22 protein-coding genes and 1 riboswitch are annotated in these 26,725 nt (G+C 60.0%); of the genes, 10 read left to right on the top strand and 12 right to left on the bottom strand.

Annotation, left to right across the window (positions count from 1 at the left end):
- Nucleotides 1-17 precede the first annotated feature (17 nt).
- From cobO to cobU, 5 genes are read right to left on the bottom strand one after another with little or no spacing between them, the layout of a single operon-like run.
- Entirely contained in the window at nt 18-662 is a 645-nt protein-coding gene (gene cobO / locus A6U86_RS29105) for a cob(I)yrinic acid a,c-diamide adenosyltransferase (protein ID WP_068398802.1), read from the bottom strand.
- Nucleotides 659-1,258: a dimethylsulfonioproprionate lyase family protein gene (locus A6U86_RS29100; protein ID WP_068398798.1), complete on the bottom strand. Its 600-nt coding sequence runs from the start codon at nt 1,256-1,258 to the stop codon at nt 659-661. The genes cobO and A6U86_RS29100 overlap by 4 nt, the downstream gene beginning before the upstream one ends.
- Nucleotides 1,255-5,241, bottom strand: coding sequence for a cobaltochelatase subunit CobN (gene cobN / locus A6U86_RS29095; RefSeq protein ID WP_068398796.1), 3,987 nt, complete (start codon nt 5,239-5,241; stop codon nt 1,255-1,257). Before cobN ends, A6U86_RS29100 begins: the two co-directional genes overlap by 4 nt.
- Before the next feature lie 9 nt (nt 5,242-5,250).
- A complete protein-coding gene (gene cobW / locus A6U86_RS29090) occupies nt 5,251-6,300 on the bottom strand; it encodes a cobalamin biosynthesis protein CobW (protein ID WP_068398794.1) in 1,050 nt (349 codons plus the stop codon).
- Nucleotides 6,301-6,305: 5 nt separating this feature from the next.
- Nucleotides 6,306-6,830: a bifunctional adenosylcobinamide kinase/adenosylcobinamide-phosphate guanylyltransferase gene (gene cobU / locus A6U86_RS29085; RefSeq protein ID WP_068398792.1), complete on the bottom strand. Its 525-nt coding sequence runs from the start codon at nt 6,828-6,830 to the stop codon at nt 6,306-6,308.
- 136 nt (nt 6,831-6,966) lie between these two features.
- A riboswitch (cobalamin riboswitch) is annotated at nt 6,967-7,364 on the bottom strand.
- Nucleotides 7,365-7,543: 179 nt separating this feature from the next.
- On the opposite strand from cobU, the gene A6U86_RS29080 reads away from it, so the two are divergent.
- Complete coding sequence (locus A6U86_RS29080) at nt 7,544-9,340, top strand: chloride channel protein (RefSeq protein WP_068398786.1); 1,797 nt, start codon at nt 7,544-7,546, stop codon at nt 9,338-9,340.
- Here the strand turns inward: A6U86_RS29080 and A6U86_RS29075 are convergent.
- Nucleotides 9,337-10,791, bottom strand: a complete 1,455-nt coding sequence (locus A6U86_RS29075) for a cobyric acid synthase (RefSeq protein ID WP_068398784.1) — start codon at nt 10,789-10,791, stop codon at nt 9,337-9,339. The two genes, A6U86_RS29080 and A6U86_RS29075, sit on opposite strands and share 4 nt — an antisense overlap.
- Nucleotides 10,792-11,026: 235 nt before the next feature.
- Between A6U86_RS29075 and A6U86_RS35740 the strand changes: the two genes are divergently transcribed.
- From A6U86_RS35740 to bmt, 5 genes are all read left to right on the top strand, one after another.
- A complete protein-coding gene (locus tag A6U86_RS35740) occupies nt 11,027-11,170 on the top strand; it encodes a hypothetical protein (RefSeq protein WP_168806842.1) in 144 nt (47 codons plus the stop codon).
- Between the two features lie 826 nt (nt 11,171-11,996).
- Nucleotides 11,997-12,995, top strand: coding sequence for an ABC transporter substrate-binding protein (locus A6U86_RS29070; protein WP_068398780.1), 999 nt, complete (start codon nt 11,997-11,999; stop codon nt 12,993-12,995).
- A gap of 243 nt (nt 12,996-13,238) precedes the next feature.
- Nucleotides 13,239-14,150 (top strand): proline/glycine betaine ABC transporter permease, encoded by a 912-nt coding sequence (locus A6U86_RS29065; protein ID WP_068398777.1) that lies wholly within the window; start codon nt 13,239-13,241, stop codon nt 14,148-14,150.
- A complete protein-coding gene (locus tag A6U86_RS29060) occupies nt 14,143-15,195 on the top strand; it encodes a glycine betaine/L-proline ABC transporter ATP-binding protein (RefSeq protein ID WP_068398774.1) in 1,053 nt (350 codons plus the stop codon). The genes A6U86_RS29065 and A6U86_RS29060 overlap by 8 nt, the downstream gene beginning before the upstream one ends.
- 155 nt (nt 15,196-15,350) lie before the next feature.
- Nucleotides 15,351-16,364, top strand: a complete 1,014-nt coding sequence (bmt, locus tag A6U86_RS29055; RefSeq protein WP_068398771.1) for a betaine--homocysteine S-methyltransferase — start codon at nt 15,351-15,353, stop codon at nt 16,362-16,364.
- Between the two features lie 81 nt (nt 16,365-16,445).
- Here the strand turns inward: bmt and A6U86_RS29050 are convergent, their stop codons facing one another.
- From A6U86_RS29050 to A6U86_RS29030, 5 genes are all read right to left on the bottom strand, one after another.
- Entirely contained in the window at nt 16,446-18,968 is a 2,523-nt protein-coding gene (locus A6U86_RS29050; RefSeq protein WP_068398767.1) for a class I SAM-dependent methyltransferase, read from the bottom strand.
- 75 nt (nt 18,969-19,043) lie between these two features.
- Nucleotides 19,044-20,525 carry a glycosyltransferase family A protein gene (locus A6U86_RS29045; protein ID WP_068398764.1) on the bottom strand — a complete coding sequence of 494 codons (1,482 nt, stop codon included), beginning with the start codon at nt 20,523-20,525 and terminating at the stop codon, nt 19,044-19,046.
- Nucleotides 20,526-20,631: 106 nt separating this feature from the next.
- Nucleotides 20,632-21,360 (bottom strand): phosphodiester glycosidase family protein, encoded by a 729-nt coding sequence (locus A6U86_RS29040; protein WP_198929109.1) that lies wholly within the window; start codon nt 21,358-21,360, stop codon nt 20,632-20,634.
- 36 nt (nt 21,361-21,396) lie between these two features.
- The gene (locus A6U86_RS29035) at nt 21,397-22,089 is read right to left on the bottom strand and encodes a 4Fe-4S dicluster domain-containing protein (protein ID WP_068398759.1); all 693 of its coding nucleotides are present in this window, start codon (nt 22,087-22,089) and stop codon (nt 21,397-21,399) included.
- Nucleotides 22,090-22,190: 101 nt separating this feature from the next.
- Nucleotides 22,191-23,771, bottom strand: coding sequence for a trimethylamine methyltransferase family protein (locus tag A6U86_RS29030; RefSeq protein WP_068398756.1), 1,581 nt, complete (start codon nt 23,769-23,771; stop codon nt 22,191-22,193).
- 258 nt (nt 23,772-24,029) lie between these two features.
- Here A6U86_RS29030 and A6U86_RS29025 point away from each other — a divergent pair, with 258 nt between their 5' ends.
- Entirely contained in the window at nt 24,030-24,731 is a 702-nt protein-coding gene (locus A6U86_RS29025) for a B12-binding domain-containing protein (protein WP_068398962.1), read from the top strand.
- 63 nt (nt 24,732-24,794) lie between these two features.
- Here A6U86_RS29025 and A6U86_RS35975 read toward each other — a convergent pair whose 3' ends face one another.
- Complete coding sequence (locus tag A6U86_RS35975; RefSeq protein WP_083197015.1) at nt 24,795-24,956, bottom strand: entericidin A/B family lipoprotein; 162 nt, start codon at nt 24,954-24,956, stop codon at nt 24,795-24,797.
- A gap of 70 nt (nt 24,957-25,026) precedes the next feature.
- On the opposite strand from A6U86_RS35975, the gene A6U86_RS29020 reads away from it, so the two are divergent.
- The 3 genes from A6U86_RS29020 (at nt 25,027) to A6U86_RS29010 (ending at nt 26,725) form a co-directional block, all read left to right on the top strand.
- Nucleotides 25,027-25,614 (top strand): DUF1638 domain-containing protein, encoded by a 588-nt coding sequence (locus tag A6U86_RS29020; RefSeq protein WP_068398753.1) that lies wholly within the window; start codon nt 25,027-25,029, stop codon nt 25,612-25,614.
- Nucleotides 25,615-25,851: 237 nt separating this feature from the next.
- The gene (locus tag A6U86_RS29015) at nt 25,852-26,154 is read left to right on the top strand and encodes a virulence factor (protein ID WP_068398750.1); all 303 of its coding nucleotides are present in this window, start codon (nt 25,852-25,854) and stop codon (nt 26,152-26,154) included.
- On the top strand, nt 26,147-26,725 hold the full coding sequence (locus A6U86_RS29010) for a methylenetetrahydrofolate reductase C-terminal domain-containing protein (protein ID WP_068398747.1): 579 nt from the start codon (nt 26,147-26,149) through the stop codon (nt 26,723-26,725). Before A6U86_RS29015 ends, A6U86_RS29010 begins: the two co-directional genes overlap by 8 nt.

Below are 26,725 nucleotides of genomic sequence, written 5' to 3'. Positions count from 1 at the left end.
GGCAGCCTCGCAGTCAATCAGAATTCGACGCCCGGCTGCCCCTTGATGCCGGAGCGGAACGGATGCTTGATCAGCTCCATCTCGGTGACGAGATCGGCGATGTCGAACAGCTCTTCCTTGGCATTACGGCCCGTCAATACCACATGCGTCATGTAAGGCTTTTCGGCCTTCAGGAATTCGATCACCTCGTTGAGGTCGAGATAATCGTAGCGAAGCGCGATGTTGATCTCGTCGAGCAGCACCATGGAGTTGCGCTCGTCCCGGATCAGCTCCTTGGCCTTTTCCCAGGCGGCTCCTGCCGCCGCCACGTCGCGGGCGCGATCCTGCGTCTCCCAGGTAAAGCCCTCGCCCATCGTATGGAACTGGCAGACATCGGAGAAATGCTTTTCGATCAGGTCGCGCTCACCGGTCCACATGGCACCCTTGATGAACTGTACCACTGCGCAGGGTTTGCCATGGGCGATATGGCGGAAGATCATGCCGAAGGCGGCGGAGGATTTTCCCTTGCCCTTGCCTGTATGAACGATGATCAGGCCCTTTTCGTCCGTTTTCGACGCCATGATCTTGTCGCGCGCGGCCTTCTTCTTGGCCATCTTGTCGGCATGGCGAGCGTCGTCGTTCTTGGGTGCGTCAATGCCGGTTTCGGCCATTTCGTCGCTCATTGCGTTCTCCCTGATATAATGGATTTCTGTGCGAGCGGCCCGCCTCGCCAGAGGTAGAGCGCCACCAGCGGTGTCGCTTCCGTCTGCATGGCATGGGGGATGTTCGAAGGATGATGGATCACCTCGCCCGACCATCGCGGCAGGAAAGGCTGCCCATCCTTGCTCCACTGCGAACCATCCGTCAGCGGAATATAGATTTCCTCGGCCTGATGATGGTGGTCCGGATAATGCACATCAGGCCCAAGCAGCAGGAACCCGCCGGCCATGTCATCGCTCGCGAAATGCCCGCGCGTGCCGAAGAGCTCGACCCAGCCATATTTCTGCAGGAAGTCGCCACCGAAATCGGTGATGCTGTAGGTCTGGGCCCAGTGCAATCGGCCGGCGGCGTTGCGAAGCGCGTCGAACAAACTTGCTTCCGGCTCATTGCCCGGCTGATGATACTCACGAAGATAGCTGACGACAGGCAGATCGCGCGCCGCAAGCGGCCGCACCTCCATCGACCATTGAAAGCCTTCGATGAAATGCCCGAGCATCGGATCGCTGCGCGACAGGAGATAGTCGCGGAATACAGTCAAAAGGTCGTCGACCGCGCTCAAGCCGCAACCTCCTTGCCCGGTTTCAGGCTCTCCAGATCAAAATGCGCCGAGTTGCTTCTCGGCGTCCAGAGATTGCGATCGATCGCCTCCAGCAGACGTTCCTTCAAGTCGCGCAGCGCCGCCGGATTTTTCTCCGCCATGAAATCGCGCACCCGCTGATCGACGACGAAGGCCTGATAGACGGCCTCGAAATGATGATTGCGGACCGCACCCGTAGTCGCCGCGAAAGCAAAGAGATAGTCGACGGTCGCGGCAATCTCGAACGCGCCCTTGTAGCCATGGCGCATGACGCCATCGATCCATTTGGGATTGACGACGCGCCCGCGCACTACCCGGCCGATCTCCTCCTCGAGCGAACGAATGACAGGCTTTTCCGGGCGCGAATGGTCATTGTGATAGATCGACGGTCGCGTGCCTGCCAGCTGTTCGACAGCGGCGGCCATGCCGCCCTCGAATTGATAATAGTCGTCGCTGTCGAGCAGGTCGTGCTCGCGATTGTCCTGGTTCTGCACGACCGCCTGGATCGAGCGCAATCGCTCCTCGAACACCCCGCGCTCCGCCCTTCCTTCCTCGCCGGCGCCATAGGCATAGCTGCCCCAGACCAGATAGGCTTCGGCCAGATCCGCGCGCCGCTCCCAGCCCTTCTCGTCGATAAGCGCCTGCAGGCCAGCGCCGTAAGCGCCGGGCTTGGACCCGAAGATGCGGTAACCGGCGCGACGACTGGCGGAGGCCACATCCAGACCCGCCGCTTCCAGCCTCGCGATCTCGCCGCGCATACGCGCTGCGATCGGATTATCAGTCGCATCCTCCTCGAGCGCCCCGACCGCCCGGATCGCCTTGTCGAACAAAGCTATCTGCTCGGGAAATGCATCACGGAAGAAGCCGGAGATGCGCAGCGTGACGTCGACGCGCGGCCGCCTGAGCATCGCCGGCGTAATGATCTCGTAGCCGGTGACGCGCCGCGAGCTCATGTCCCAGATCGGCTTGACGCCGATCAGCGCCAGCGCCTGCGCGATATCGTCGCCACCGGTGCGCATGTTCGATGTGCCCCAGGCGGTGAGGCCAAACGAAACGGGCCACTCGCCATGGTCCTGAACATAGCGGCGTATCAGCAGTTCGGCGGATTTCTTGCCAAGCTCGTAGGCCGCCGGCGTCGGCACGGCGCGACTATCCACCGAATAGAAATTCCGCCCGGTCGGCAACACATCCGGCCTGCCTCGCGTCGGTGCGCCTGACGGGCCGGGGGGGACGAAACGGCCATCGAGACCCTTCATCAACGCGGCGATCTCCGCCTCGCCGCAGGCAAGGATGGATGGCTTCAGGCGGGTTTCGATTTCGGCGAGAACGACGCTTGCGTGGGGCCAGTTCTCCGGGCAGGCGATTTCGCCTGACACGAATTGAGCAGCCAGAAGTTCGACGCGCTCGACGGTATCGCCCTGGGTACGCCAGGGGGCGTCGGAAATATTGGCGAGGATATCTGGACGCTGGCCAGTCCAGTCCGCCGCCATATCGCAATCCAATGGATCGAATGGTGTTCGTGGAGGGATACCCCGCTCTGTCAGCTTTGCTGACATCTCCCCCACAAGGGGGGAGATCAGAGGGAGTATGCCGCTCCGCTCTCCTGATCTATCACCAATAGTATCAGCAGCCTCGACCTCAGTTTGGTCCGAGGAAGCACCGCGAGCTAACGATCTCCCCCCTTGGGGAGATGTCGCGAGAGCGACAGAGGGGGACGTCGCACTATCCTCAAACTCAGCTCCCACGAAAGCATCCCGCGCAATCGCCCGTTGCAGGCTCTGATCTCCACCCTCGCCCAAGCCACGCGGCACGCGCGCCAAAGCCACCGTCAAATCCGTCAACAACCGTCCGGAAGGCGAAACGCCGAAGATATGCAAACCATCGCGGATCTGCATTTCCTTTAGGTCGCAGAGATAGGCGTCGAGTTTCTTTAACGCCTCATCCTCGCCTTCGTCCTTGGCAATGCCGGCATCCTGATCGAGGCCGATATCGGCGACGAGGTGCAGGATCTGTTTGCGAAGCAGACGAATGCGGCGCGGATCGCCACCCGACGCCTCGTAATATTCGTCGACCAGTGCTTCCAGATCCTTCAGCGGGCCATAGCTTTCGGCCCGCGTCAGCGGCGGCGTCAAATGGTCGATGATCACAGCGCTGGTGCGGCGCTTGGCCTGCGTGCCCTCGCCGGGATCGTTGACGATGAACGGGTAAAGATTGGGCAGCGGCCCGAGGATAGCCTCGGGATAGCAGGTTTCGGAGAGCGCCAGCGCCTTGCCCGGCAGCCATTCGAGATTGCCATGCTTGCCCATGTGGATAACGGCATGGGCATCGAAGGACCGGCGCAGAAAAGCATAGAAGGCGAGATAGCCGTGCGGCGGCACAAGATCGGGAGAATGGTAGCTCTCCTTCGGATCGATATTGTAGCCGCGCGCCGGCTGAATGCCGACAAGCACATTGCCGAAGCGGGTGAACGGCAGGGCAAAGCAACCGTCCAGGGCATAAGGGTCTGCCTCGAGATCTCCCCAACGATCCGTGATTTCCTCTTGAATCAGCTTCGGAAGCGATGAGAAGAAATCTTTGTATTCACTGAAGGAAAGCTTTTCGCGAACAACGCGGCCGTCATGCCCTGAATTTGTAGGGCCATCCGCCAGATGCCGCATCAGCGCGTCACCATCTTCCGGCACGTCGGCTACACGATAACCTGCCGCCTGCATCGCTTTCAGAACTTCGATCGTGCCGGCAGGAGTGTCGAGCCCGACGCCATTGCCAAGGCGACCATCCCGGTTCGGATAATTCGCCAGAACAAGCGCGACACACCGGTCGGACGGCTGCGCATTGCGCAATCGAGCCCAGTTTGCGGCCAGCCGCGCCGTATAGCGCATGCGATCATCAAGCGGTTCGCTGGCAACAATGTTTGCCTCGACCCGCTCGTCGTAACGCGCTGCCGCCTTGAACGATACGGCACGGGCAAGCACGCGTCCGTCGACCTCTGGCAGCGCGACATTCATGCCGAGATCGCGCGCGGAAAGCCCCTGCGACGATGCCTCCCAGGCCTCTTTTGACGAAGCGGAGAAGATTGCCTGCAGGACGATCGCCTCGCTCGATTCCAGAACTGTCGGTTGGCGATCCGTTCCCGGTGCGGACACCGCAAAGCCTGTCGTATTGACGACAACATCCGGCTTCAACTCGGCAAAAACGCTCTCCAGAATGCCGACTGAAATCGCATCCTTCAGGCTATAGGCGAAGACCGGCAGCGGTCGCATGCCTTCGGCAATAAGCACTTCTATCATCGCGTCGACGGGCTTCGTCTCACCGCTCTGGACAAGCGCACGATAGAAGGAAATCGCGACGGTCGGTGGTTCGAGGTCCTCCGGGCCTGCCATTTCCGCCTTGGAGATGCTCCTCCACTCTTCGATCCCGATCGCACCCCTGCCCGGCCACCAGATGCCGGCCTTCATCAAGGGCGCAGCGGGCATCGGCTTCTCGTCACCCGAAATCATCGCCTCGGCATAGGCCAGAAACGCCCGGGAGTTCTCTTCTCCGCCCTCGATCAGATAGGACCAGAGCGCATTGAGATCATCGAGCGCGACATTGGAAAATGGCGTCAGCCCCGGATCTGGCTTTGAATCCCCCGGAAGCACGGCAATCGCCGCACCATAGCGCGCCGCACAAGCATGCAGTGCCTCCAGCGCATAATGGAAATAGCTTGCACCTCCCAGTGCCCGGACGATGATCAGCTTCGCATGCCGCGCGGTACGGTCGATATAGGTATCGACCGACATCGGATGCTTGAGGCTCATCAGGCTCGCAAGCCTCAGGGAACGGCCACCCTGCCCGTGCGCCGCAGCAATCGCCGCGAGCTCGGTATCGGCCGCCGACAGGAAAAGGATGTCGCCCGGCGACTGGCCGAGATCGATCGCCTCCTCACCGTCGCTGATCGTTCCCTTCTGGGCTAGCAGGAGATGCATGGCTTTGCCTTAGACCAGGGCCTCGATCGCCTTGCGCACGATCCCTTCGTCCATCTCATGCAGGCCGATGACGACCAGGCGCGTGGCGCGAGCCTCGCCGGGCGCCCAGGCACGATCGAAATAGGTATCGATGCGGCTGCCGACGGCCTGTAACTGCAGTCGCATCGGCTTGCCGGGCACGTCAACGAAGCCCTTTAGACGCAGTACGTCATGTTCCGAGATCACGCCCTTCAGCGCTTCGGTGAAAGCGGCCGGATCAGCAATGGGACCGAGCTCGACGACGAAGCTGTCGAACTCGTCGTGATCGTGCGGCGTTCCGTCTTCATGCTCCAGCTCATGGTGCGATTTGCGGTTGGCAATATCGCCTTCGGTGCCGATGCCAAGGCCGAGCAGGATTGCGGCTGGCACATCGCCATTCCTCGCCTCGATGATCGTCGGCTTGCGCACCGTGCGTGACGCGACTTCGGCGCGAACGCGGCCGAGGCCGGCGACATCGATCAGGTCGGTCTTGTTGAGCACGATGAGATCGGCGCAGGTCAGCTGATCCTCGAACAGTTCCTCGATCGGGCTTTCGTGATCGAGCGAATCGTCCTCGACGCGGCGGGCTTCGACAGCGTCGTGATCATCGGCAAAGCGGCCGGCTGCAACGGCGGCGCTATCGACCACGGTGATGACGCCATCGACGGTGACGTGGGTGCGGATATCAGGCCAGTTGAAGGCGGCGACCAGCGGCTGCGGCAGTGCCAGACCCGACGTCTCGATAACGATATGGTCTGGGCGGGATTCGCGCTCGAGCAGCTTCGTCATGGTCGGGATGAAATCGTCGGCGACGGTGCAGCAGATGCAGCCGTTGGTCAGCTCGATAATATCGTCTTCCGTGCAATTCTCCGCGCCGCAGCCCTTGAGCACATCGCCATCGACGCCGAGATCGCCGAACTCGTTGATGATGAGGGCGATCTTCTTGCCGCCGGCATTCTGCAGGAGATTGCGGATCATCGTCGTCTTGCCGGCTCCCAGAAAGCCTGTGATGACGGTTGCGGGAATCTTTTCCTGGTTCATATGGATCAACCCTTCATTTTCAGCGGCAATCCCGCTGCGATAAAATAAACCTCGGCACTCGCCGCCGCGACCATTTGGTGCAGTCGGCCGGCATGATCGCGAAATTCGCGCGCCATGCGGTTTTCGGGCACAATTCCGAGCCCGACCTCGTTGGAGACAAGAACGAGCCGCGATCGTGCCTTGGGTAAAAATTCGGTAAGAGCGGTAAACTCGGTTGCCATATCCCGCTCGGCCATCATCAGATTGGTGACCCAGAGCGTCAGGCAATCCACAAGCACGGCGCGCCCCGCGGTGTCGATCTCAGCCAGCTTCGCGACAAGCTCCGTCGGCTCCTCATGCGTCTGCCAGAGATCGCCGCGATCGGCCCGGTGTTGCGCGATCCGATCGCGCATCTCGTCATCCCAAGCCTGCCCGGTTGCCACGTAGTGGCGCTCCAGCCCGGTGTCCAAAACCCGCGTTTCAGCGAATCGCGATTTGCCGGAGCGCGCGCCGCCGAGGACGAATATGGCTTGGGAATTCAAAGCGGACATGCGTTATTCTCGCTCGCAGCAGCGGGCAAAGGCGGAATCCGGCCAAATCCGAAAAAGGGGCGACTGCACGCCCAAAACTCGTTTCTCGCCATGACAACCTCCGTGCTGGCAGCGGAACCAATGTCCCTGGAAAGGCTCTGCGCCCGGCACGTATGGCAGGTCTCCTGGCTCGCGGATAGTGGCGCGACGGGGGCAGACCGAAACCGGTCGGCCCCGATCGTACACCAGCGGATCTTTCTCGCCTTCCCGGCAAGACATCATGAAAAGGCGGACGATTCGTAGACAATAGAGGCGTCCAACCCCGGTAAATCATGATGCCACACCAGTGGCTTTTCCGGCTTGACGTTGCTCCGCCTGTTCGCACCATGCGAACCATCGGCGGAATGGCCATCAAACCGGACGAAAGACCCTGACCGCTCTACAGTCGCGGGGTCGGCTGTGATGAGAACGCCCGGCTTGGGTCCGTCCCGTCACATTCCCTTTTCATCCCATGCGGCAGATCGCCGCTCAGGAACCATTCGTTATGCCGGCAATGATTAGGCTTTCACTTAGTTCAAGTCAATCAACGACATGGATGCGACATTGCATGTTCCAGCCGCGAACTTGCCGCATAATCACTGAAAACGCCGGTCTTTTTGCCGCATTTCTTTGATGTTAGGAGTTTATAGAGGTTAAGCCCTCATCTTCTAGAAGAAACGTGTCGTCCGCTCCCAATGTTGCAGAAATTCCAACCCCGTCGCCTCGGCGTGTTCTCGGCCCTATTCGATCTTGGTCGATTTAGAGCATTACTGCGTCGTGGTGAGTTAGGACTCGTTTTCGCCGGCGCGCTCGTAGGCGTCGTATCCGGCTGCGCCGTGACGGCCATGAGCTTCGTCTCTCGCAAGCTGCATAGCCTCATCTACGGGATTACGGATTATGAGCGCCTAAGCTCGGCGGCAGTGGCCATTCCCGACAAGTCGGTGTTGCTGATAGCACCGGTGGCAGGCGGCATCATTCTCGGCATATTGCTCTACATTCTGTCCCGCACCCGCAAAAAACCGATGGTCGACCCGATCGAAGCCAATGCGCTGCATGGCGGGCGCATGTCGCTCACCGATAGCATCATCGTCGCCGTGCAGAACCTGATCTCGAATGGCTTCGGCGCCTCCGTCGGGCTTGAGGCCGGCTATACGCAGCTTGCCGCCGGCATCGCCTCGAAGTTCGGCTACAAGATGCAGATGCGCCGCGCGGACCTGCGCATGCTTGTCGGCTGCGGTGCGGCCGGCGCCATCGCCGCTGCCTTCAACGCCCCCTTGACCGGCGCCTTCTATGCCTTCGAACTGATCATCGGCACCTATTCCATCCTGACCCTGACGCCTGTCGTTGTCTCCGCCCTGATATCGACGATGATCGCAAGGCTGCTCGCCGGCGACGATTTTGCCATCGATATCGGCCATTTCGGCGCAATCGTGCCGGCGGATTACCTGCCTGCTGTCTTACTCGGCGCCTTCTGCGCCGGCATCGGCATCCTGATCATGCAGGGCGTTGCCTGGGTCGAGGAACTGGCGCGCAAGAGTTCCATCGCGCCGCCCTTCCGCCCGGCGCTTGGCGGCCTGTTCGTCGGCTTGCTCGCCCTGATATCGCCTCAGGTTCTGTCAGCCGGCCATGGCGCCTTGCATCTCAATCTCTCCAGCGACGTCACCCTCTGGGCGCTGGTCAGCCTTTTCGTCTTGAAGTCCCTCGCCTCGGCAGTGTCGATCGGTTCCGGCTTCAGAGGCGGCCTGTTCTTCGCGTCGCTGTTCATGGGCGCGCTGCTGGGCAAGATCTTTGCCTATTGCGCCCCCTATTTCGATCACGCCACGCTGACGCCGGTCGTCTATGCCGTGGTCGGCATGAGTGCGCTTGCCGTCTCGATCATCGGCGGTCCCTTGACGATGACCTTCCTGGCGCTGGAAATAACCGGCGACTTCCCGATCACCGCGCTGGTGCTGGCTGCCGTCATCACCTCTTCTCTCGTGGTGCGCACGACCTTCGGCTACTCTTTCGCCACATGGCGCTTCCATCTGCGCGGCGAAAGCATCCGCAGCGCCCACGACGTCGGCTGGATCCGCAACCTCACCGTGGCCCGCATGATGCGCCCCGATGTGCATACGGCTGACGTCGGAATGAGTATCGAGGAGTTCCGGAAAACCTTCCCGATCGGCTCGGCGCAACGCGTTATCCTGATCGACGAGAAGGAGAAATACTCCGGCATGGTGTTGGTGCCGGACGTGTATGCGAGCCCGGTCGAGAAGGATGACGAGGAACATGGCCTTTCCGATTTCATCCGCCTGCGCGCCGAATTCCTGCAGCCGCAGATGAACGCCAAGCAGGCCGCCGCCATGTTTGAGCAAACCAAGAGCGAAGCGCTCGTGGTCGTCAACGATCTGATTGAACGCAAGGTCGTGGGATTGCTGACAGAAAGCTATACGTTGCGCCGCTACAGCGAAGAACTCGACCGTCGGCGCCGTGAAGTCTCCGGCGAGCTCTAATTGACGAGACTATCGAGCCAGGCGGGATCAAGCACGCCTTCCAATTCCGCTGCGATCTCGTCGAGTGCTGCGTCGACGCCGGCGCGATAGTCGGTCCGCTCGCCGCTGAGACCGAAGCTTTCGAGCAACTTTGCACGATACGCATCGCTGCCGAAGAGCCCGTGCAGGTAAGTCCCCATGATGCGCCCATCTGGTGACAGCGCACCATCCGGCCGCCCATCGATGACGGTCGAGGGCCGCTCGCAGTCCGCGCCACTGGTCACGCCCAGATGGATCTCATAACCGGATAGAGGCACCTCGTATTCCCTGGAGAGGGCTAGGCTGTTGCGGACAGTTTTCTCCGGCGCCATTTCCGTCTCGATATCGAGCAGGCCTAGACCGGGCGTTTCGGTCACAGAACCCTCGATACCATGCGGATCGTAGACCATGCGGCCAAGCATCTGATAGCCGCCGCAGATGCCGATGACGCGGCCGCCGCGACGCGCATGCGCGGCAATGTCGCGATCCCATCCCTGCTCGCGCAGATCAAGAAGGTCACCGATGGTTGACTTCGATCCCGGCAGAACCACAAGCCCCGCATCGCCAGGCAGACGTTCACCGGGACGAACGAAGACTAGATCGACATCGGGCTCGGCCCGCAGCGGATCGAGATCGTCGAAATTGGCGATACGCGAGAGCATCGGCACGGCGATCTTCAAGGCGCCGGACGAACCGCGCGCCAGCCGTTCCAGCACGACAGAATCCTCGGCTGGAAGCCGGGCGGCCGCCTTCAGCCATGGCACGACGCCATGGCACTGCCAGCCGGTGAAGCCGCCGATCACGTCTATGCCCTCTGCAAACAGCGAGACGTCGCCGCGAAACTTGTTGATGATGTAGCCGCGGATCATCCGCCGGTCTTCTTCCGGCAGGATATGATAGGTGCCCACCAGCGACGCGATCACACCGCCGCGGTCGATATCACCGACCAGCACGACCGGAACGTTGGCGCGTGTCGCAAAGCCCATATTGGCAATGTCGCCTCGTCGCAGGTTGATCTCGGCCGGTGAACCCGCCCCCTCGACGATGACGAGGTCGGTGCCTGCGCGGATGGCGGCAAAGCTTTCCAATACCGCTCCGAGCAATTGCGGCTTGAGCGCCTGATAATCCCTGCCCTTCGCGTGGCCCCACACCTTGCCCTGCACGATGATCTGGCTGCCGACGTCCGACTGCGGCTTCAGCAGCACCGGGTTCATGTGCACGGACGAAGGGACGCGTGCCGCCAGTGACTGCAGCCATTGGGCCCGGCCGATCTCACCACCGTCCTCGGCAACGGCGGCATTGTTGGACATGTTCTGAGGCTTGAACGGACGGACCCTGACGCCCCTGTTGGCGAACAGGCGGCACAGTCCGGCGACCAAGACCGTTTTTCCGACATCGGAGCCGGTCCCCTGCAGCATGATGGCCCTTGTCATTCCTCGTCGCTCCAAGATGGTGTAGCCCCTGAAAATCCGGCATTTCGCCTTGATTTTGCCGCGATCTTTAACAGCTGGATGCCGCCGGTACGATACAAAAATGCATCATTCTCAATCATGCTCTGTTTGCGACATCGGATGACGATTTCATCCATTGTTAGTTATGAGGAAGAGGATTATCTCCACCGCGAAAACACACAACGGAACCGGCCGATCCGGCTTAGAGGATACCCCAATGCTCTTCATCTTCAACAGACAGAATTCCATCCAGATCGCCTGGAATGGCAAGCTGCCGGTCCGTCGCCCCGAAAGCCGCCTGCAGCAGCTCGACACGCGTTTTGGCACGGTCGGCTTCATCCGCACCTACAGCGTCGGCTGATATCCAGTCAAGCCGCAAGCCCTGCGCGACAAACCACGCACGACAAGCCGCCATGCGACCGCATCGGCGGCTTTACTTTTGCTCTCCAGGACGGATACACATCGGCTCTCGGACAGGTCGGCCTGGATCCATGGGATGCGGGCACCATAAACGCGAAAACCGCGCGATCCGGAGATCAACGCGGTTTGCCAAAAACGCCGGCTACCCTGCACATACGCCGCAAGGTTCGCTTTCCCCGGTACGCATTACCTGATCCGGAGAAGCAGCGGTGTCCCCCGCCACGTATCGATTGATAACCCGACATCGTTACTGGAGGGTTATTAAGTGCTTAACTAAGAATGAATTCGAAAACTTTTTTGAAAATTTTCACATTCGCGCTGCGAAATCGCAAACGACGCAAATGGAATATAAAACGTCTTTCAGGGGCGCGATATTTTAGTCATACTTATCTCCACCGGCATCCGAATGCCTTGCCGGACCCTCTCAATGCCCATTTTGCAGCCGTGAATAGTAGAAAATAGGCTAATTCAGACGCTTATATCGTCTTCTCCAAGAGGCGCGATAACTCCATTTGGCCGGCAGGCTGTTGATTTCTTCCTTCAAATCCTTAGGCTGCCCGTCGTCGATGCAAAGAATGGCCGACCGCGACAATGCTCCGCGGTCGCAAAAAGACCAGATGCACGACGGCAGCAAAGGGGACCGTGCGGGCGTCGTCAGCGGCGTATGAACGGTTGTGGTTGAACCACGCTGACAGGGGATCGACAGACATCGTACGTGCGTGAAGTCGATTTCCGCAACGCAACGAAAAATTGGGAGACATCATCACATGAAGAAGCTTCTCGCTTCCGCTATTTTTGCATTCGGCGCCTATGCTTTGGCTGGCTCGGCGCATGCTGCGGAATGTGGCGACGTATCGATCGCCGAAATGAACTGGGCCTCCGCCGGCGTTGCCGCTCAGGTCGACAAGATCATCTTGCAGAACGGCTATGGCTGTAACGTGACGCTGGTAACCGGCGACACGCAGCCGACCTTCACCTCCATGGACGAAAAAGGCCAGCCGGACGTAGCGCCGGAGCTTTGGGTCAATGCCGTGCGCACCGCGCTCGACAAGGCCGTGTCGGAAGGCCGCCTGATCGAAGCAGCACCGCTGCTGAGCGATGGCGGTGTCGAGGGATGGTGGATTCCGAAGTTCCTTGCCGATGCGCATCCGGACATCAAGACCGTTCAGGACGCACTGAAGCATCCGGAACTCTTCCCTGCCCCGGAAGATCCGTCCAAGGGTGCAGTTTATGACTGCCCGGCAGGCTGGAACTGCCAGATCTCGACCACCAATCTCTACAAGGCACTCGGCGCGGACAAGCTTGGATTTACGCTTGTCGACACCGGTTCGGCAGCCGGCCTCGACGGCTCGATTGCCAACGCCTTCGAAAAGAAGAGCGGCTGGCTCGGCTACTACTGGGCTCCGACCGCCATCCTCGGCAAGTACGACATGGTGCGCCTGAGCTTCAACGTCCCGCACGACAAGAAGGAATGGGACGCTTGCACGGCGATCCAGGATTGCGCCAACCCGAAGGTAAACTCCTATCCGGTTTCCGACGTCTATACCGTCGTGACCAAGGGTTTTGCCGCGAAGGCCGGCGTAGCCATGGATTACGTCAAGACCCGCAAGTGGGATAACGCCACCGTCGGCAAGGTTCTGGCCTGGATGACCGACAATCAGGGTACCAATGAGGACGGCGCCAAGTACTTCCTCAAGACCTATCCCGACATGTGGACGAAGTGGGTTTCGGCCGACGTCGCCACCAAGATCAAGGCTTCGCTCTGATCCGCATGAAGGAATCGGCGGCCGGCATATGCCTGCCGCCGTTCTCATATTCGCCGGACAAGTCCCGCACTCATATCGACACAGCGACATGGCTGCAGGTCGCAACGAGTGCAGATTGGCATCGGCAAATGTAGTAAGAATTGAAAAGCAGCCTGAAGAACCGGTCGCAGCGCTGCAATACCTTTCGCACATGAAGGCCACATGCGCGGACAGGGATAGAACCGGATCAAGAAGGGGAAATACATGGCTATCCAGTGTACGATCCTGCCGGACGTGCTTTGCAATTTTCCGGCAATAGACGAGTCGATCATACGCGCCGCGCGCAAGAATATCGACGATGGCTTCAGGGCATCCGTGCGAGCCTACGGCAACCTCATCGATTCCATCGTCCAGCCGCTGCAATGGTTCCTGAACTATCTGGAATGGCTGTTCACCAACACGCCGTGGTTCATAGTGCTCATCGTCATGATGCTTGTTGTCTATGCCGCCAGCCGCAATCTGAAGATCGTCGTCGGTACGGCGATATCCATGACCCTCATCGGCGTCTGCGGCCTTTGGGGCGACACCATGATCACGCTTGCGATGGTGACGGTCTGTACGCTCATCGCCATCGTCATCGGCCTGCCGATCGGCATATTGATGGCCCGCTCCGACCGGCTGCAGTCGATCGTCAATCCGATCCTCGACGTGATGCAGACGATGCCGAGCTTCGTCTATCTCATTCCCGTCGTCGTCATCTTCGGCATCGGCAAGGTGCCCGGCCTCATCGCCGTCGTCATCTACGCCGTCCCGCCGATGATCCGACTGACCAATCTCGGCATCCGTCTCGTCGACAGAGAGGTACTCGAGGCTGCCGATGCCTTCGGCTCATCGAACCGGCAGAAGCTGTTCAACGTGCAGATCCCGCTGGCGCTGCCCACCATCATGGCCGGTATCAACCAGACCATCATGATGTCGCTTGCCATGGTCGTGGTCGCTTCCATGGTCGGTGTCGGCGGCCTCGGCAAGAACACGCTGCAGGCAATCAACAACCAGTTCTTCACCGTCGGCTTCCTCAACGGCTTTGCGCTGGTGGCGATCGCCATCATTTTCGACCGTACGAGCCAAGCCTATGGCAGACGGCTCCAGAAGCACTCGGAGGTCATTCATGGCTAGTCACGCGATCCAGATCAAAAACCTATACAAGATTTTCGGCCGTCGCGGACATGACTACGTGGATCGGGTGAAGAACGGCATGGGCAAGGCGGAGCTCAACGAGGCACATGGCCACGTGCTCGGCTTGCAGGACATCAGCATCGACATGCCGGCCGGCGCGATCACCGTCGTGATGGGCCTTTCCGGCTCCGGCAAATCGACGCTGATCCGCCACATCAACAGGCTGATCGAGCCGACCGTCGGCGAAGTGCTCTATGACGGTGTCGACGTCTGCAAGATGAATGAAAATGCCCTTCGCGAATTCCGCCGCCACAAGACGGCGATGGTGTTCCAGAAATTCGCCTTGCTGCCGCACCGCACGGTGCTGGAGAACACCATTTATGGCCTGGACATTCAGGGTGTGCCGCGCTCAGAAGGCGAGAAGAAAGGTCAGTACTGGATCGAACGCGTCGGCCTCAAAGGCTTTGAAAGGCACTTTCCCAACCAGCTCTCCGGCGGCATGCAGCAGCGCGTGGGCCTTGCCCGCGCTCTGACCAATGACGCCGACATCCTGCTGATGGATGAGGCCTATTCGGCACTCGATCCGCTGATCCGCGTCGACATGCAGAGCGTGCTGCTCGATCTGCAGAAGGAATTGAAGAAGACCGTCGTCTTCATCACCCACGATCTGGATGAGGCACTCCGCCTTGGTGACAAAATCGCTATCCTGCGCGACGGCAAGGTCGTGCAGCAGGGAACAGGCCAGGAGATCGTGCTGCGGCCCGCAGACGACTACATTACCGCTTTCGTCAAGGAAGTGAACCGTGGTCGTATCATCCAGGCACAGACCATTATGAAGCCACTTTCCGGAGAACCCGGCGGTACGCGCGTGCCCGCCGAAATGACGCTGGAAATTGCCGCAAAGCAGATAACCGAAGCAGGCCAGACGGGCGCCACCGTCACCGATGCCGGCGGCAAGCCCGTCGGTGCCATCGACCTGCAAAGCATCATCGCGGCGATGGTCACGCCAACAAGCCACGAAACGGCGCAAATGGCGGCGGCTTAGCAACATCGCCATTGGATTCATGAAGGAGCGCCCTGCAAGGGGCGCTTTTTTCTTCCGCAGACGCCCGATCAATATATGGTAGGCGACAAGGCCGTTGTGCGCACATAAAGAAATGTTTATATCTACATATAATAGCGAATATTCAAGGAGACGCCATGACAGTCGCATCCAATCCCCTGACCGATCTTCTTGCTGAAAAGGGCGTCCTGCTCGCCGATGGCGCAACAGGCACCAATCTCTTCGCCATGGGCCTGGAGGCCGGTGAAGCGCCGGAGCTCTGGAACGAACAGCATCCCGAACGGATCACAAAGCTGCACCAGGATTTCGTCGATGCCGGTGCCGACATCATCCTGACCAACACGTTCGGCGGCACGCGCCATCGCCTGAAGCTGCACCATGCGCAGGATCGCGTGCATAGCCTGAACAAGGTAGCAGCCGAGATTGCTCGCAAAGTGGCAGACAATACCGACCGCAAGGTGATCGTCGCCGGCTCGGTTGGCCCGACGGGAGAGCTGTTGGTGCCGCTCGGCGCAATGACCTACGAAGATGCCGTTTCCGCATTCGTCGAGCAGATCGAAGGCCTGCAGGCCGGCGGCGCCGATGTCGCGTGGATCGAAACCATGTCGTCGCCCGAAGAGATCCGTGCCGCCGCCGAAGCCGCCGTCAAGGTCGGCATGCCCTACACTTATACGGGCTCGTTCGATACGGCGGGCAAGACCATGATGGGCCTGCATCCGAAAAACATTCACGGCGTTGCCGTCGATATCGGTGAAGGACCGCTTGCCGTCGGCGCAAATTGCGGCGTCGGCGCATCGGATATCCTCTCGAGCCTTCTCGACATGACGGAGGCAGATCCTGACGCCATCGTCGTCGTCAAGGGCAATTGCGGCATTCCCGAATATCGCGGCGCCGAGATCCATTATTCCGGCACGCCGCCACTCATGGCCGATTATGCGCGCCTTGCACGCGATGCCGGCGCCAAGATCATCGGCGGCTGCTGCGGCACGTCCTGCGATCACCTGGCTGCCATGCGGCAGGCGCTGGACAGCTACGTGCCCGGCCCTCGCCCGACACTGGAGGTGATCATCGAGCGGATCGGGCCATTGCGCAACAAGACCGCCAATGAAGGCGGCACGGCGCCGACCCGCGAACGCCGCCGCCGCGGCTGATATCAGCAAAATTAAAGCCGGCGGCAAGAACATTGCCGCCGGCTTTCGTTTAGCTCTCTATTCCAGCGCCAAATCGCGCCGCTACTGCCTGAGCGGCGTCTGATTGACCCCATCCAGGAAAGACAGATCCTCGGCGCCATTCTTGCCGAATACAAAGAAATCCGCTTCCGAGATCAATGGATGCTTGTAGGGATTGTCGACGTGCTTGAGCAACGTCCATTCCGGTAGCCAACGCGCCACGTCATCGGTGAAGCGTCGATTTCTCACATGCACGGCGCCATGACGATCAGGGCCGTCATGGTTCGAGGCATAGACGATCACATAGCGCTTCGACATGGCAAACAGCCGCTCCATGTAGGTGCGATAGACGTCTTCCTCGATCAGGTGGAAGATGACGTCGAGCGACAAGGTCAGCTCGAATGCACCGTCATATTGGCTCATGTCCAGTTGCGGCTCGCCAAGCCAGACGAAGTCGCTGCCGGGGCGGTCTCTGTGCATGTCGCGGCAAAGATGGATCGCCGTCTGCGAAACATCGAAGCCGGTATAGTGCTCGAAGCCCAGATAACGAAGCTGGTTGCCGTCGCCGCTGCCAAGTTCGCCCACATGCTTCAGCTGCTTCTCGGCTGCGAAGGCGTTGAGAATGAGGCCTTTGTACTCGGCTGATTTATTGTATGAACCGGCGCCGGAATTGCCGCCGGACATATAGCGTTGCTCCCAGTATTTCGACGAATCGAAGCCCGGCCGTTCGTCCGCGAAGGATCTTGTCGGCACGGGTGCGACCGGCAGGGCATTGGCGAGTGGCGCAATCGGCTCGAACCATTTTTTCCAGTCATCGCCACCAACCAGCTTCAGCTCGTTGCCGTTGCGAAGGGTCCACGCCCTGACACGTCCCGCATATGTCGAGAGCAGGTCCTTATAGCCGGAAGCATGCCCGCCGCTGCGCGCGACAAGGTGAACTTCGCAGAGGAAATCGGGATGCAGCACCGTATCGCGCATTTCCTGGGTTTCATGATCGCAAGTGACGAAGACGATCGGATCGCGCTCCCGCGCGGCCACCGCCAGGATGAACTCCACCAGTCCGTCGGCGCGGTCTGCATCGACCAGGTAAATGATCGACGATGCATCTGCGGCGTCCGATCGCAACAACGAGATCGGGTACATGGATGACAGGATTTCGTCTTGCTTCTTCGAACTATCATAGGCCGTTCCGGTACCGGCAGACGACTGTTCGTAGATCGTCGGACGCTGCACCTCTATCGGCAGCAGCCAGCCTTCCTTGCGAGGCACGATGTAGGATGGAATGCCCTCGCGATGAAGATATTGCGCAAGCCAGGTATCGGCCATGTTGCGATGGCGGAAATCGGCAAGCGTCATCTTAACCGTGTTCGAATGGAAGGCACAGGCATTGGTCGCCACGACATGGACGCGACGGCGGCGCATGAAAGCGCGTTCGAAATGAAGAACCGCCCGTCCGCGATCCTTATAGTAGCCGAGGCTCGGCTGCAGGATGATCGCCCCATGCACGCCCACGACAGCCTGCCCACCCAACTGCGCGAGTTCGCCGACCGTGCGTGCGACAAAATCGTCGGGATAGATGATGTCGTCGTCGCAGGTGATGTAGATCGAGTCCTCGACCTGCTCCAGCCCCCAGAACTTGCCGGCATCGCCGTAGCGGCTGCCGTCGGTGTCGATGAAGTGCCGGATCTTCGGATGCTCGGCTATGAAGCGCGGCGCCTGCGTAAATCCGTTGAGATAGACAAAGAGGCAATCGATCTGCGGCAGCAGAGACATGACAGTTGCGCGAAGCGCAATCTCGTTTCCTGCAACCGTCGCCATCCCCGCAACGATCTGCCGGGTTGGCGGCAGCATGGCGAGATGACGCGGATCGACCAGGTCTATCGCCCTTGTCGGCGCGGCAGCCTCGGAATATGCCGGTTCGAAGAGATAGGTCGGGGTGTCATTGTAGAACTGTATCTTGCGGTAACCCAGCGGCCGGAGAATGGCCTCGACCTCGGTCAGGACTTCGCGGCTCCTGGCGCTGACCAGAAGCTTCGGCCGTGAGCGGGCAATGGTTTCATGCGCGCCCCGGAGCACGTCGGCTTCCGCACCGCTCACATCGATCTTGATGAGATGCACCCGCCGCTCGCCGATGACATCATCGAGCCTCGCCATCTGGATGCTGCCCTCGCCGGTCGGCTGGAATTGCGCATCGCCGAGATTGGCGGCATCCACGTTGCCAATCTCGCCCGTTGCCGGACCGGCGCCAAGCGCCAGCGGATGAAGCTCGACCAGCCCGTTGATGCCGTTGAGTTCGACATTGGCCTGCAAAGCGACGAAGGCGAGCGGATTGGGTTCGAAGGCGATCGTCCTGACCCCGAGGACGGAGCTGAAGAAGAGCGTGTGATTGCCGATATAGGCGCCGACATCGACCGCGAGCGCATCTTCCGGCAGGGACGAACCGACATCTTCCAGCATCGCCCGCTCATAGAAGGCGTTGTTCTGCAGAATGATCCTCTGGATGTGGTCGTTCGGATTGGGAAGGTGGAACCGGACCGAAGTCCGGTAGCTATTCACTTCGCAGGCGATCGTGGCTTGAAGCGTCATCGCAGTTCTTTCCAACAGGCAAAGGTTTGTGGGGCAAAGGCTATCGGCAGTATGTCGGCGCGGCCGAAAGCATCGTCAGCGGCCGCCGACGACCATCAATCCGCTGCCGCCTATGGCATCTAGGCTGAATTTCAAACCGGCGCTCACGCTGGCCCAGCGCTTGGCGGCCAGCACTTCGGTCGCTCGGTCCTTGGCGAAAAGGCAAAGGTTGAAACCGGAAGGCGATAGATTGTTTGCCAGTGCTGGAAGAGCAACCAAGGCACTCTCCGCGGGATAGGACGTATTCTGCAGATCGACGACAACCAGATCGAATTTGACGTCCTCGGCAATGCGCCGCGTATCGGGGAAATAGGCCGAAATATCCTCGAAGCCGATTGTCGCAGCTTCAGCCTCGATGATGGACACACCTTCCGTCAGGCCGCTTGCGATGAAACGCGCTTCGAGATCTCCAGCCTGCTCCGGCGTCACGCACAGGCAGTTCAGCCCGGCATTGCTGCCCGCCAAAAGCGAGGCCAGCACCAGGGCGGAGCGTGGCGCACCGATATGCAGGATATTCGGCGCATCGCTTCTTCCAAGCGCCGCGCGCCGAAGCGCCCAGATCTGGATCGGCGTCAGCGAATTGCGGCCGGCGGCGGATTGGGCATCGAGCAACGTCGGATAACCCGCAACCAGGATTTCGCTCGCCGTCGTTTGCCAGGCATCCGAGGCGGCAACGGGTGCCACGCTGGTGGCAGCAGGAAGATCAGACAGATAGCTTGCCACAACGGCCGGTGCGGCAGCTTTTGGAGCAACGGTCTTTGCCGGCCTGGTCAACGGCAGGGGCGGCTTGTTGAAGGCATCCTGCGCGGAACGCTGCTGCGCGGTGGAGTTCAAGCCGTTCGAATTGGGGTCGAGATTGTGATGCGAATATGGATTGGTCGCCGTATAGCGATGGGCATTGACCGGCATGAATTCATAGCGCCGTGTCTGATCGAGGATCGGCAGCGCAAGCGCGATGTCGCAGGCAGCCATGAACCAATGGCCGGCATTGTCCTGGAAGTAGCCCTCCGGAATATTGTCCAGCAAGGATGCGCGGAAACTGAAGAGATGGCTGGTCTTCCAACCCTGCTGGCGCGGAGAAAGATTGGGATCAAGCGCACCATTGCCGCCAACACCGCCACCATCGGTGACGAAGTTGGTCCAGACAACGTCCTGCCCGCTTGCATAGCTTCCGGACATCCGCTCAAGGATGGTGGGGATGATCAGCTGGTCGTCACCATCAAGAATGGCGATGAACTCCGCCATGCCGGTGCGCGGCCGCAAATGCTCCCAGACGTTGCGCGACTTTCCGAGTTGCACCTCGTTGCGGATGAAGGTGTGCCGGCCGGGAAAGAGATCACTCAGAAGCGCCGAGGCGATGATGCCTGTGTCATCCTTAGAGCAGTCGTCCACAAAAAGAACGTGCAGATCGTCAAGCGTCTGCCGCGAAAGGCTTGCCAGCGATTGCCGGACATACATTTCGCAATCGCGCGCCGTCATGAAGATCAGCGCCTTTGCCCCATTTGCAATCTCTGTCATCGATGTCTCGAAGCCTCAATCCGACAATGTCCGTGCAGAGGACGTGAAATCCCCTGCTACGTCGATTAGCGAATGTGGCTGGCTCCAACCTTGCGCATCGCGGCGCCTAGCCCGGCAGCAGCTCGGTTACGGCAATGATCGGACCGAGCGGAAACAGGCCGTCGCGTCTTTGCCATTCCGGAATGTCGAGGCTGGAAATACTGCCATCCAGAAACAGCGCGTTCGCGCAGTCAAGGTCGTCACGGAAAAGCGTCGCGAAGTCATGAAAACGCACCGGGCCGTCCGAGACCGCAAACACGACCTTGCCATCACCGGTGACGCCGACACCGTTTCGGGACTTCAAGCTGGTGCTGTCGGCCAGAAATGACGGATGGAGCGCGCCGTCAATGACGAGCATGGGACCGGATTGGGTCGCATAGAACGGCTTGATACCGGAGGCAACGAAAGCCCTGCTTTCCATCACGCCGGCCCGGCCTGGCAGAAGATAGAACACGCCATTCGGCAACAAATGAAAATTGCCCCAGCCCTTGTTGGTATTGATCGCCTTCAGCTCGCGACCGTTCTGGACGAACAGGCCGACCGGAGACTGATCGTCCAGATACATGCCGCCGTTCATGGCAAAGCGCACATAGGTGCGATCTAAGCGCAGATCGTTCTCCAGTGCTCGGAACGAACCATAGGGCTTGCCGCTGCGATCATTCTGGTAAAGCTGGATATCGTCGGCGGTCGGGTCGAAGATGCAGACCGTATAGCCGTCACCGAGATGCTGGACCTTGCGGCAGGCTTCGCCCGCCGACGCCGTCGCGGCAAAAGCAAGAACAGTGAGGATGATCATCAATCGAATCAACGCATGGCTCCAAATGCCTCTCCTTCACAACTGAAGCGCCGCCATGTGAAAGGCAAGCTGCGCGGCAGGATAACGATAACTCGCCCCCACGGGACAGGCATTGCGCGCAAGACAGCCGGCAACCATGCAGCCTGCCTGCCCTTCCTTCGTCCGCAGATGCGATCGACAGCGCGGAACGTCGAAGCCGGCGGGCGCCACGGCGCCGGCGGGACAGGCATTGAGGCAAGGCTTGGCCGCACAATGATCGCAGGGATGCTCGCCCTTCGTTGGCGCGGCATCGTCGAGCAGACTCTCGGCAAAACCGAGGGCTCCGCGATAGCCATGCCAGAGGCCGTATTCCGGATGAATCAAGATACCGAGCGGCGAAGCCTTCAAACCCTCCGCCCGCATGGCCCACTGCTGAAACGGCTGCCATGGAGGATCAGACGGGAAATAGGCCGTCGCACCCAGCTCGTCCGCAATCGGCCGGATGATCGCCTTCGACCAGTCGTCCAGCGGATCTCGGCGCAGACTATTTTCCGGCAACTGCCGCCAATGCGAAAACGGCTCCCAGATCGAGCCGCCGACATTGCCGAGGAGAACGACACTGCGAGCAGCCTTGCCGTCGGCCAACATCGGCCCCTCGCCTCGATCGAAGGACAGGCTACCGCGAACGAAAACTCCGTGGACGCTGAGCGCCGCACGGAGCTGTTCGAAAATGGCAGGGCCGCCGTTCACCGTGGCCCCTTATACTGATAGTGCGGCCGCCAGACCTCCTTCTGGATGAGATCGGCAACGCGTATCGCTCCGCCTTGCTCCCTGGCGGCTTCGGGCTCTCTTCAAGTGAAAGCGTCAGGCATCGAGTCCTTGCGCCTCTTGATATAGGCCAGCAGAGCCTCATCGATCGCCGGATCAAGCGGCGGTGCTTCATAATGGTCGAGCCACGACCGGCAAAGCGCGTTGGCGCGATCCTCGATACGCTTCTGGCCTTCGATCTCCCACTGTTCGAAGGAGTTGTTGTCGGCGAGCGCGGAGCGATAAAAGGCGGACTGGAAGTTGGCCTGCGTATGGGCGCAGCCGAGATAGTGGCTGCCGGGGCCGACTTCGCGGATGGCGTCCAGCGCCTGTCCGTTTTCAGAGAGATCGACGCCCTCGGCCATCTTCTGCATCATGCCGAGCTGATCCTGGTCGATCATGAATTTCTCGTAGGAAGAAACGAGACCGCCTTCCAGCCAGCCGGCCGCATGCAGCACGAAGTTGGTGCCGGCCAGCAGCGTCATGTTCAAGGTGCTAGCCGATTCATGCGCTGCCTGCGCATCCGGAACCTTCGATGCGCAAAGCGAACCGCCGGTACGGAACGGCAGTCCGAGACGACGCGCGAGCTGCGCGGAACCGTAAGAGACCAGCGACGGCTCCGGCGTGCCGAAAGTCGGAGCACCGGATTGCATGGAGATCGAGGCAGCGAAAGTGCCATAGAGCACCGGCGAGCCCTTGCGGATCAACTGCGTGAACGAAGCGCCAGCCAGCACTTCCGCCAGGATCTGCGTCAGCGTACCCGCCACCGTCACCGGGCTCATGGCGCCCGACAGGATGAACGGAGAAACGACCGAAGCCTGGTTATGCCGTGCATAGACCTTCAATGCGCCGAGCATGGTCTCGTCGAAGACCATCGGCGAGTTGGCATTGATGAGGTTCAGCGTGACGCAATTGTTCTCGACGAAATCATCACCGAAAACGATCTTCGCCATGGCGATCGTGTCTTCGGCACGCTCAGGCGCCGTCACCGAACCCATGAACGGCTTGTCGGAATATTTGATATGGCTGTAGACCATATCGAGATGGCGCTTGTTGACCGGGATGTCCACCGGCTCGCAGACCGTACCGCCCGAGGAATGCATCGACGGCGCCATATAGGCGAGCTTCACGAAATTACGGAAATCCTCGATCGTCGCATAACGGCGGTTGCCTTCGAGATCGCGCACGAAGGGCGGGCCATAGACCGGCGCGAAGATCGTTGCCTTGCCGCCGACATGGGCGTTACGCTCGCTGTTGCGCGCGTGCCACGTGAATTCCTTGGGTGCAGTCTTCAGAAGTTCGCGGCAAAGCCCCTTTGGGAAATGCACGCGCTGCCCGCGCACATCGGCGCCGGCTTCCTTCCAGAGTGCCAGAGCTTCGGCATCGTCGCGAAATTCGATGCCGATTTCCTCGAGAACCGTATCGGCATTGCGCTCGATGAGCTGCAGGCCTTCTTCGTCAAGCACTTCGTAAACGCCGATCTTTCGGACGATATAGGGAAGCGACGGGCCCGGACCGCCGCCACTGCGCGAGGCTCGCCTTGCCGCCGCGCCTCTTCCCTCACCGCGCGAACGCCGCCCACCGCCATCGCTACCCGCAACCGGCTGCTCGATCATATCGTCCATGATGCTTCCTCACTCCTGCGCATAATGCGTCTATCTGAACCTATGCTACCTGATTCCGCCAACCGGACGTTTCTTAATGCGCCAGCGACTAGCATAGGACAGACATGGCGACTGCGATATCGCCTGATCTATATCCGTCGCGAATTATCCGTGCGACGTCGCTTTCGAAAAGAGTTTTGTCATCGTTGAGGTTTATCGCTTATACAGGCAGTATTTTATACGAGCCCTTGATGCATTGCACGAAACGGGATGGAGCGCATGGCTGACGACGAAATCATTCTCTCGGAACTTTCGGACGAAGAACTCGTGCAGCAGATGCATGACGACCTCTATGACGGCTTGAAGGAGGAAATCGAGGAAGCGACCAATATCCTCCTCGAACGCGGCTGGACGCCGTATGACGTGCTGACGCAGGCGCTCGTCGAAGGCATGCGCATCGTCGGCATCGACTTCCGCGACGGCATCCTCTTCGTCCCCGAAGTTCTGCTTTCGGCCAATGCGATGAAGGCCGGCATGGCCATCTTGCGGCCGTTGCTGGCGCAGACCGGCGCGCCGAAGCTCGGCAAGCTGGTGATCGGCACCGTCAAGGGCGACATTCACGACATCGGCAAGAACCTCGTCGGCATGATGATGGAAGGCGCGGGCTTCGACGTCGTTGACCTCGGCATCAACAATCCCGTCGAGAACTATCTCGACGCGATCGAGCGCGAACAGCCCGACATTCTCGGTATGTCGGCTCTGCTGACGACCACCATGCCCTACATGAAGGTGGTCATCGACACCCTGAAGGAAAAAGGCATGCGCGACGATTACGTCGTCCTCGTCGGCGGTGCACCTCTGAACGAGGAATTCGGCAAGGCCGTCGGCGCGGACGCCTATTGCCGCGACGCTGCTGTCGCGGTCGAGACCGCCAAGGATTTCATGAAGCGCAAGCACAATAGCCTGGCGGCGAGAGCCTGATCACAGAGAACACGGAGCCGGCGACAACCTCTGGGATTGCCGCCGGCCTATCGATACCCCAAATTAATTGTTGGCAGCTCTCTTGACGGTATGACCAGCGTCTTCAGTGGCGTTAACGGCATTGGCCGTATCCCTGCCAACGCCACGAATTGTATTGGCGCATGAAGCGAGTACCATAAAGACTGCGCATGCGGCGGCAATTTTGGTGAGTGACGGTGCGGTCATGATTGGGAACCCCCTCTGAGTGGATATCGATCAAAAACAAGCGGAGACAAATTCTCCGCAGAATGAACGCATGAACACGCAAAAGGTTCATGTGATCGCGTGCGGGGCAATCGCGCGCGAGATATTGGCGGTGACCCGAATAAACGGGCTCGACCATATCGACCTGCACTGTCTTCCGGCGATCTATCATTCGTACCCGCAAAAAATCGCGCCGGCGCTGGAAGAGGCGATTGTCGATGCGCGATCGCGCGGCTTCGAGAAGATCTTCATCGGCTATGCCGATTGCGGCACCGGCGGTCTGATCGACCGTATCTGCGAGCGCGAGGGCATCGAACGCCTCTCCGGTCCCCACTGTTATTCCTTTTTCACCGGCAACGAAGCTTTCGCCGCACGTGACGATGACATCACCTCGTTTTTCCTTACCGATTTTCTGGCCCGCCAGTTCGAGGCCTTCGTCATCGTCCCGCTTGGGCTGGATCGCCATCCGCAACTGCGCGACATATATTTCGGCAACTACCGCAAGGTGGTCCATCTCTCGCAGGAGGAAGACCCGGTGCTGCAGGCAAAGGCCAGGGAAGCAGCCGCCTATCTCGGACTCGACTACGAATATCGCTTTACCGGCTATGGCGATCTTGGCCGCGAACTGCTGGCTGTCTGATTGCGACATATTCGTCGCTTCCTGCTTGCGTGGCTTTGCCAGTACCGACATATCTGCGAGAGCGTAGATATTGAAAAACATTTTAAACTCGGCAATTTGAGAGGACAAACGCGCTTTTCCGCCGCTTGCTGATACGCTTTCCTCACCGCGTCGTTTTTTGACATATATCGCGTCGTGGCGAGCGCAGTCCCAAGGTCGGTCGCCGTGCATTCTTGAGTGAAGAGGAGATTTTTACGCATGGCCGATCGCATTGTCGTCTACTGGCGCGATATTCCAGCCCAGGTCATCATCAAAAAGGGCAGACTGACGGCAAAACGGGAGCTTTCGCTGCGTTTTACCGAGGCGATCGACATGTGCGCCATGCGCACCGGCGCCGCCGAAACAGACGACTATCTCGCCGAATGGCGCAAGGCTGATCCCACGCCAGTGTCTGATGACCTCGAGGCGGAAGCGGATAAAGCGGCCGGCGAGCTGGAAGCCGCCTATGATCGCGAACGGCTGGTGGCGCTGGTGAAGGCCGGAGGTCGCGACAATGGCTGATGCCATCCAGAAGCCTGGCAACGCCGCACCCGCGGCAAAGGCCGCCAGCGGCGCCTATACGCCGGCCGGCGTCTCGCCCAATCGCCGCGCCCGGCGCAAATATACCGTGCGGCTCTGGGCGGTCCGTCATTCCCGCTTCTTGGAATGGTTTTACCATCGCTTCGCCGACGTCTTTCTCCTGCTGCATCCGCTCTGGAAATCGATCGGCTACGAGCGCGTGGAGCGGCCGATCACCTTCATCGAGCGCAATGTAAAGGGTTTTCTGTTCGACTGCCGCATGTGCGGTCAGTGCGCGCTGTCATCGACCGGCATGTCCTGTTCGATGAACTGTCCGAAGCAGCTGCGCAATGGCCCTTGTGGCGGCGTGCGCGCCAACGGCAATTGCGAGGTCGAACCCGATATGCCCTGCGTCTGGGTGCAGGCGTGGAACGGGTCGCGAAACATGACCCATGGCGATTTGATCCTGAATGTGCAGAAGCCGGTGAACCAATCGTTGCGTGAAACCTCTTCCTGGCTGCGGGTCACGGCGGAAGCCGCCGCTGCCCGCGAAGCCGCAAAAAGGGAAGCGTGA

Origin of the sequence: Rhizobium sp. AC27/96, assembly GCF_001692325.1 — a bacterium.
In the GTDB taxonomy this organism is placed as follows: Bacteria; Pseudomonadota; Alphaproteobacteria; order Rhizobiales; family Rhizobiaceae; genus Rhizobium.
Note: the sequence above shows the minus strand (reverse complement) of the source record. Positions and strands in the feature narration are given on the sequence as shown.

What these genes read in the sequence shown, in the direction of transcription:
- A6U86_RS29030 (WP_068398756.1), bottom strand. Translation starts at nt 23,771, where the DNA reads ATGGACGATATGATCGAGCAGCCGGTTGCGGGTAGCGATGGCGGTGGG.
- cobW (WP_068398794.1), bottom strand. Translation starts at nt 6,300, where the DNA reads ATGAACCAGGAAAAGATTCCCGCAACCGTCATCACAGGCTTTCTGGGA.
- A6U86_RS29020 (WP_068398753.1), top strand. Translation starts at nt 25,027, where the DNA reads ATGAACACGCAAAAGGTTCATGTGATCGCGTGCGGGGCAATCGCGCGC.
- A6U86_RS35740 (WP_168806842.1), top strand. Translation starts at nt 11,027, where the DNA reads ATGCTCTTCATCTTCAACAGACAGAATTCCATCCAGATCGCCTGGAAT.
- A6U86_RS29025 (WP_068398962.1), top strand. Translation starts at nt 24,030, where the DNA reads ATGGCTGACGACGAAATCATTCTCTCGGAACTTTCGGACGAAGAACTC.
- A6U86_RS29080 (WP_068398786.1), top strand. Translation starts at nt 7,544, where the DNA reads ATGTTGCAGAAATTCCAACCCCGTCGCCTCGGCGTGTTCTCGGCCCTA.
- cobN (WP_068398796.1), bottom strand. Translation starts at nt 5,241, where the DNA reads ATGCATCTCCTGCTAGCCCAGAAGGGAACGATCAGCGACGGTGAGGAG.
- A6U86_RS35975 (WP_083197015.1), bottom strand. Translation starts at nt 24,956, where the DNA reads ATGACCGCACCGTCACTCACCAAAATTGCCGCCGCATGCGCAGTCTTT.
- A6U86_RS29070 (WP_068398780.1), top strand. Translation starts at nt 11,997, where the DNA reads ATGAAGAAGCTTCTCGCTTCCGCTATTTTTGCATTCGGCGCCTATGCT.
- A6U86_RS29060 (WP_068398774.1), top strand. Translation starts at nt 14,143, where the DNA reads ATGGCTAGTCACGCGATCCAGATCAAAAACCTATACAAGATTTTCGGC.
- A6U86_RS29050 (WP_068398767.1), bottom strand. Translation starts at nt 18,968, where the DNA reads ATGACGCTTCAAGCCACGATCGCCTGCGAAGTGAATAGCTACCGGACT.
- cobO (WP_068398802.1), bottom strand. Translation starts at nt 662, where the DNA reads ATGAGCGACGAAATGGCCGAAACCGGCATTGACGCACCCAAGAACGAC.
- cobU (WP_068398792.1), bottom strand. Translation starts at nt 6,830, where the DNA reads ATGTCCGCTTTGAATTCCCAAGCCATATTCGTCCTCGGCGGCGCGCGC.
- A6U86_RS29010 (WP_068398747.1), top strand. Translation starts at nt 26,147, where the DNA reads ATGGCTGATGCCATCCAGAAGCCTGGCAACGCCGCACCCGCGGCAAAG.
- A6U86_RS29045 (WP_068398764.1), bottom strand. Translation starts at nt 20,525, where the DNA reads ATGACAGAGATTGCAAATGGGGCAAAGGCGCTGATCTTCATGACGGCG.
- A6U86_RS29065 (WP_068398777.1), top strand. Translation starts at nt 13,239, where the DNA reads ATGGCTATCCAGTGTACGATCCTGCCGGACGTGCTTTGCAATTTTCCG.
- A6U86_RS29075 (WP_068398784.1), bottom strand. Translation starts at nt 10,791, where the DNA reads ATGACAAGGGCCATCATGCTGCAGGGGACCGGCTCCGATGTCGGAAAA.
- bmt (WP_068398771.1), top strand. Translation starts at nt 15,351, where the DNA reads ATGACAGTCGCATCCAATCCCCTGACCGATCTTCTTGCTGAAAAGGGC.
- A6U86_RS29015 (WP_068398750.1), top strand. Translation starts at nt 25,852, where the DNA reads ATGGCCGATCGCATTGTCGTCTACTGGCGCGATATTCCAGCCCAGGTC.
- A6U86_RS29040 (WP_198929109.1), bottom strand. Translation starts at nt 21,360, where the DNA reads ATGATCATCCTCACTGTTCTTGCTTTTGCCGCGACGGCGTCGGCGGGC.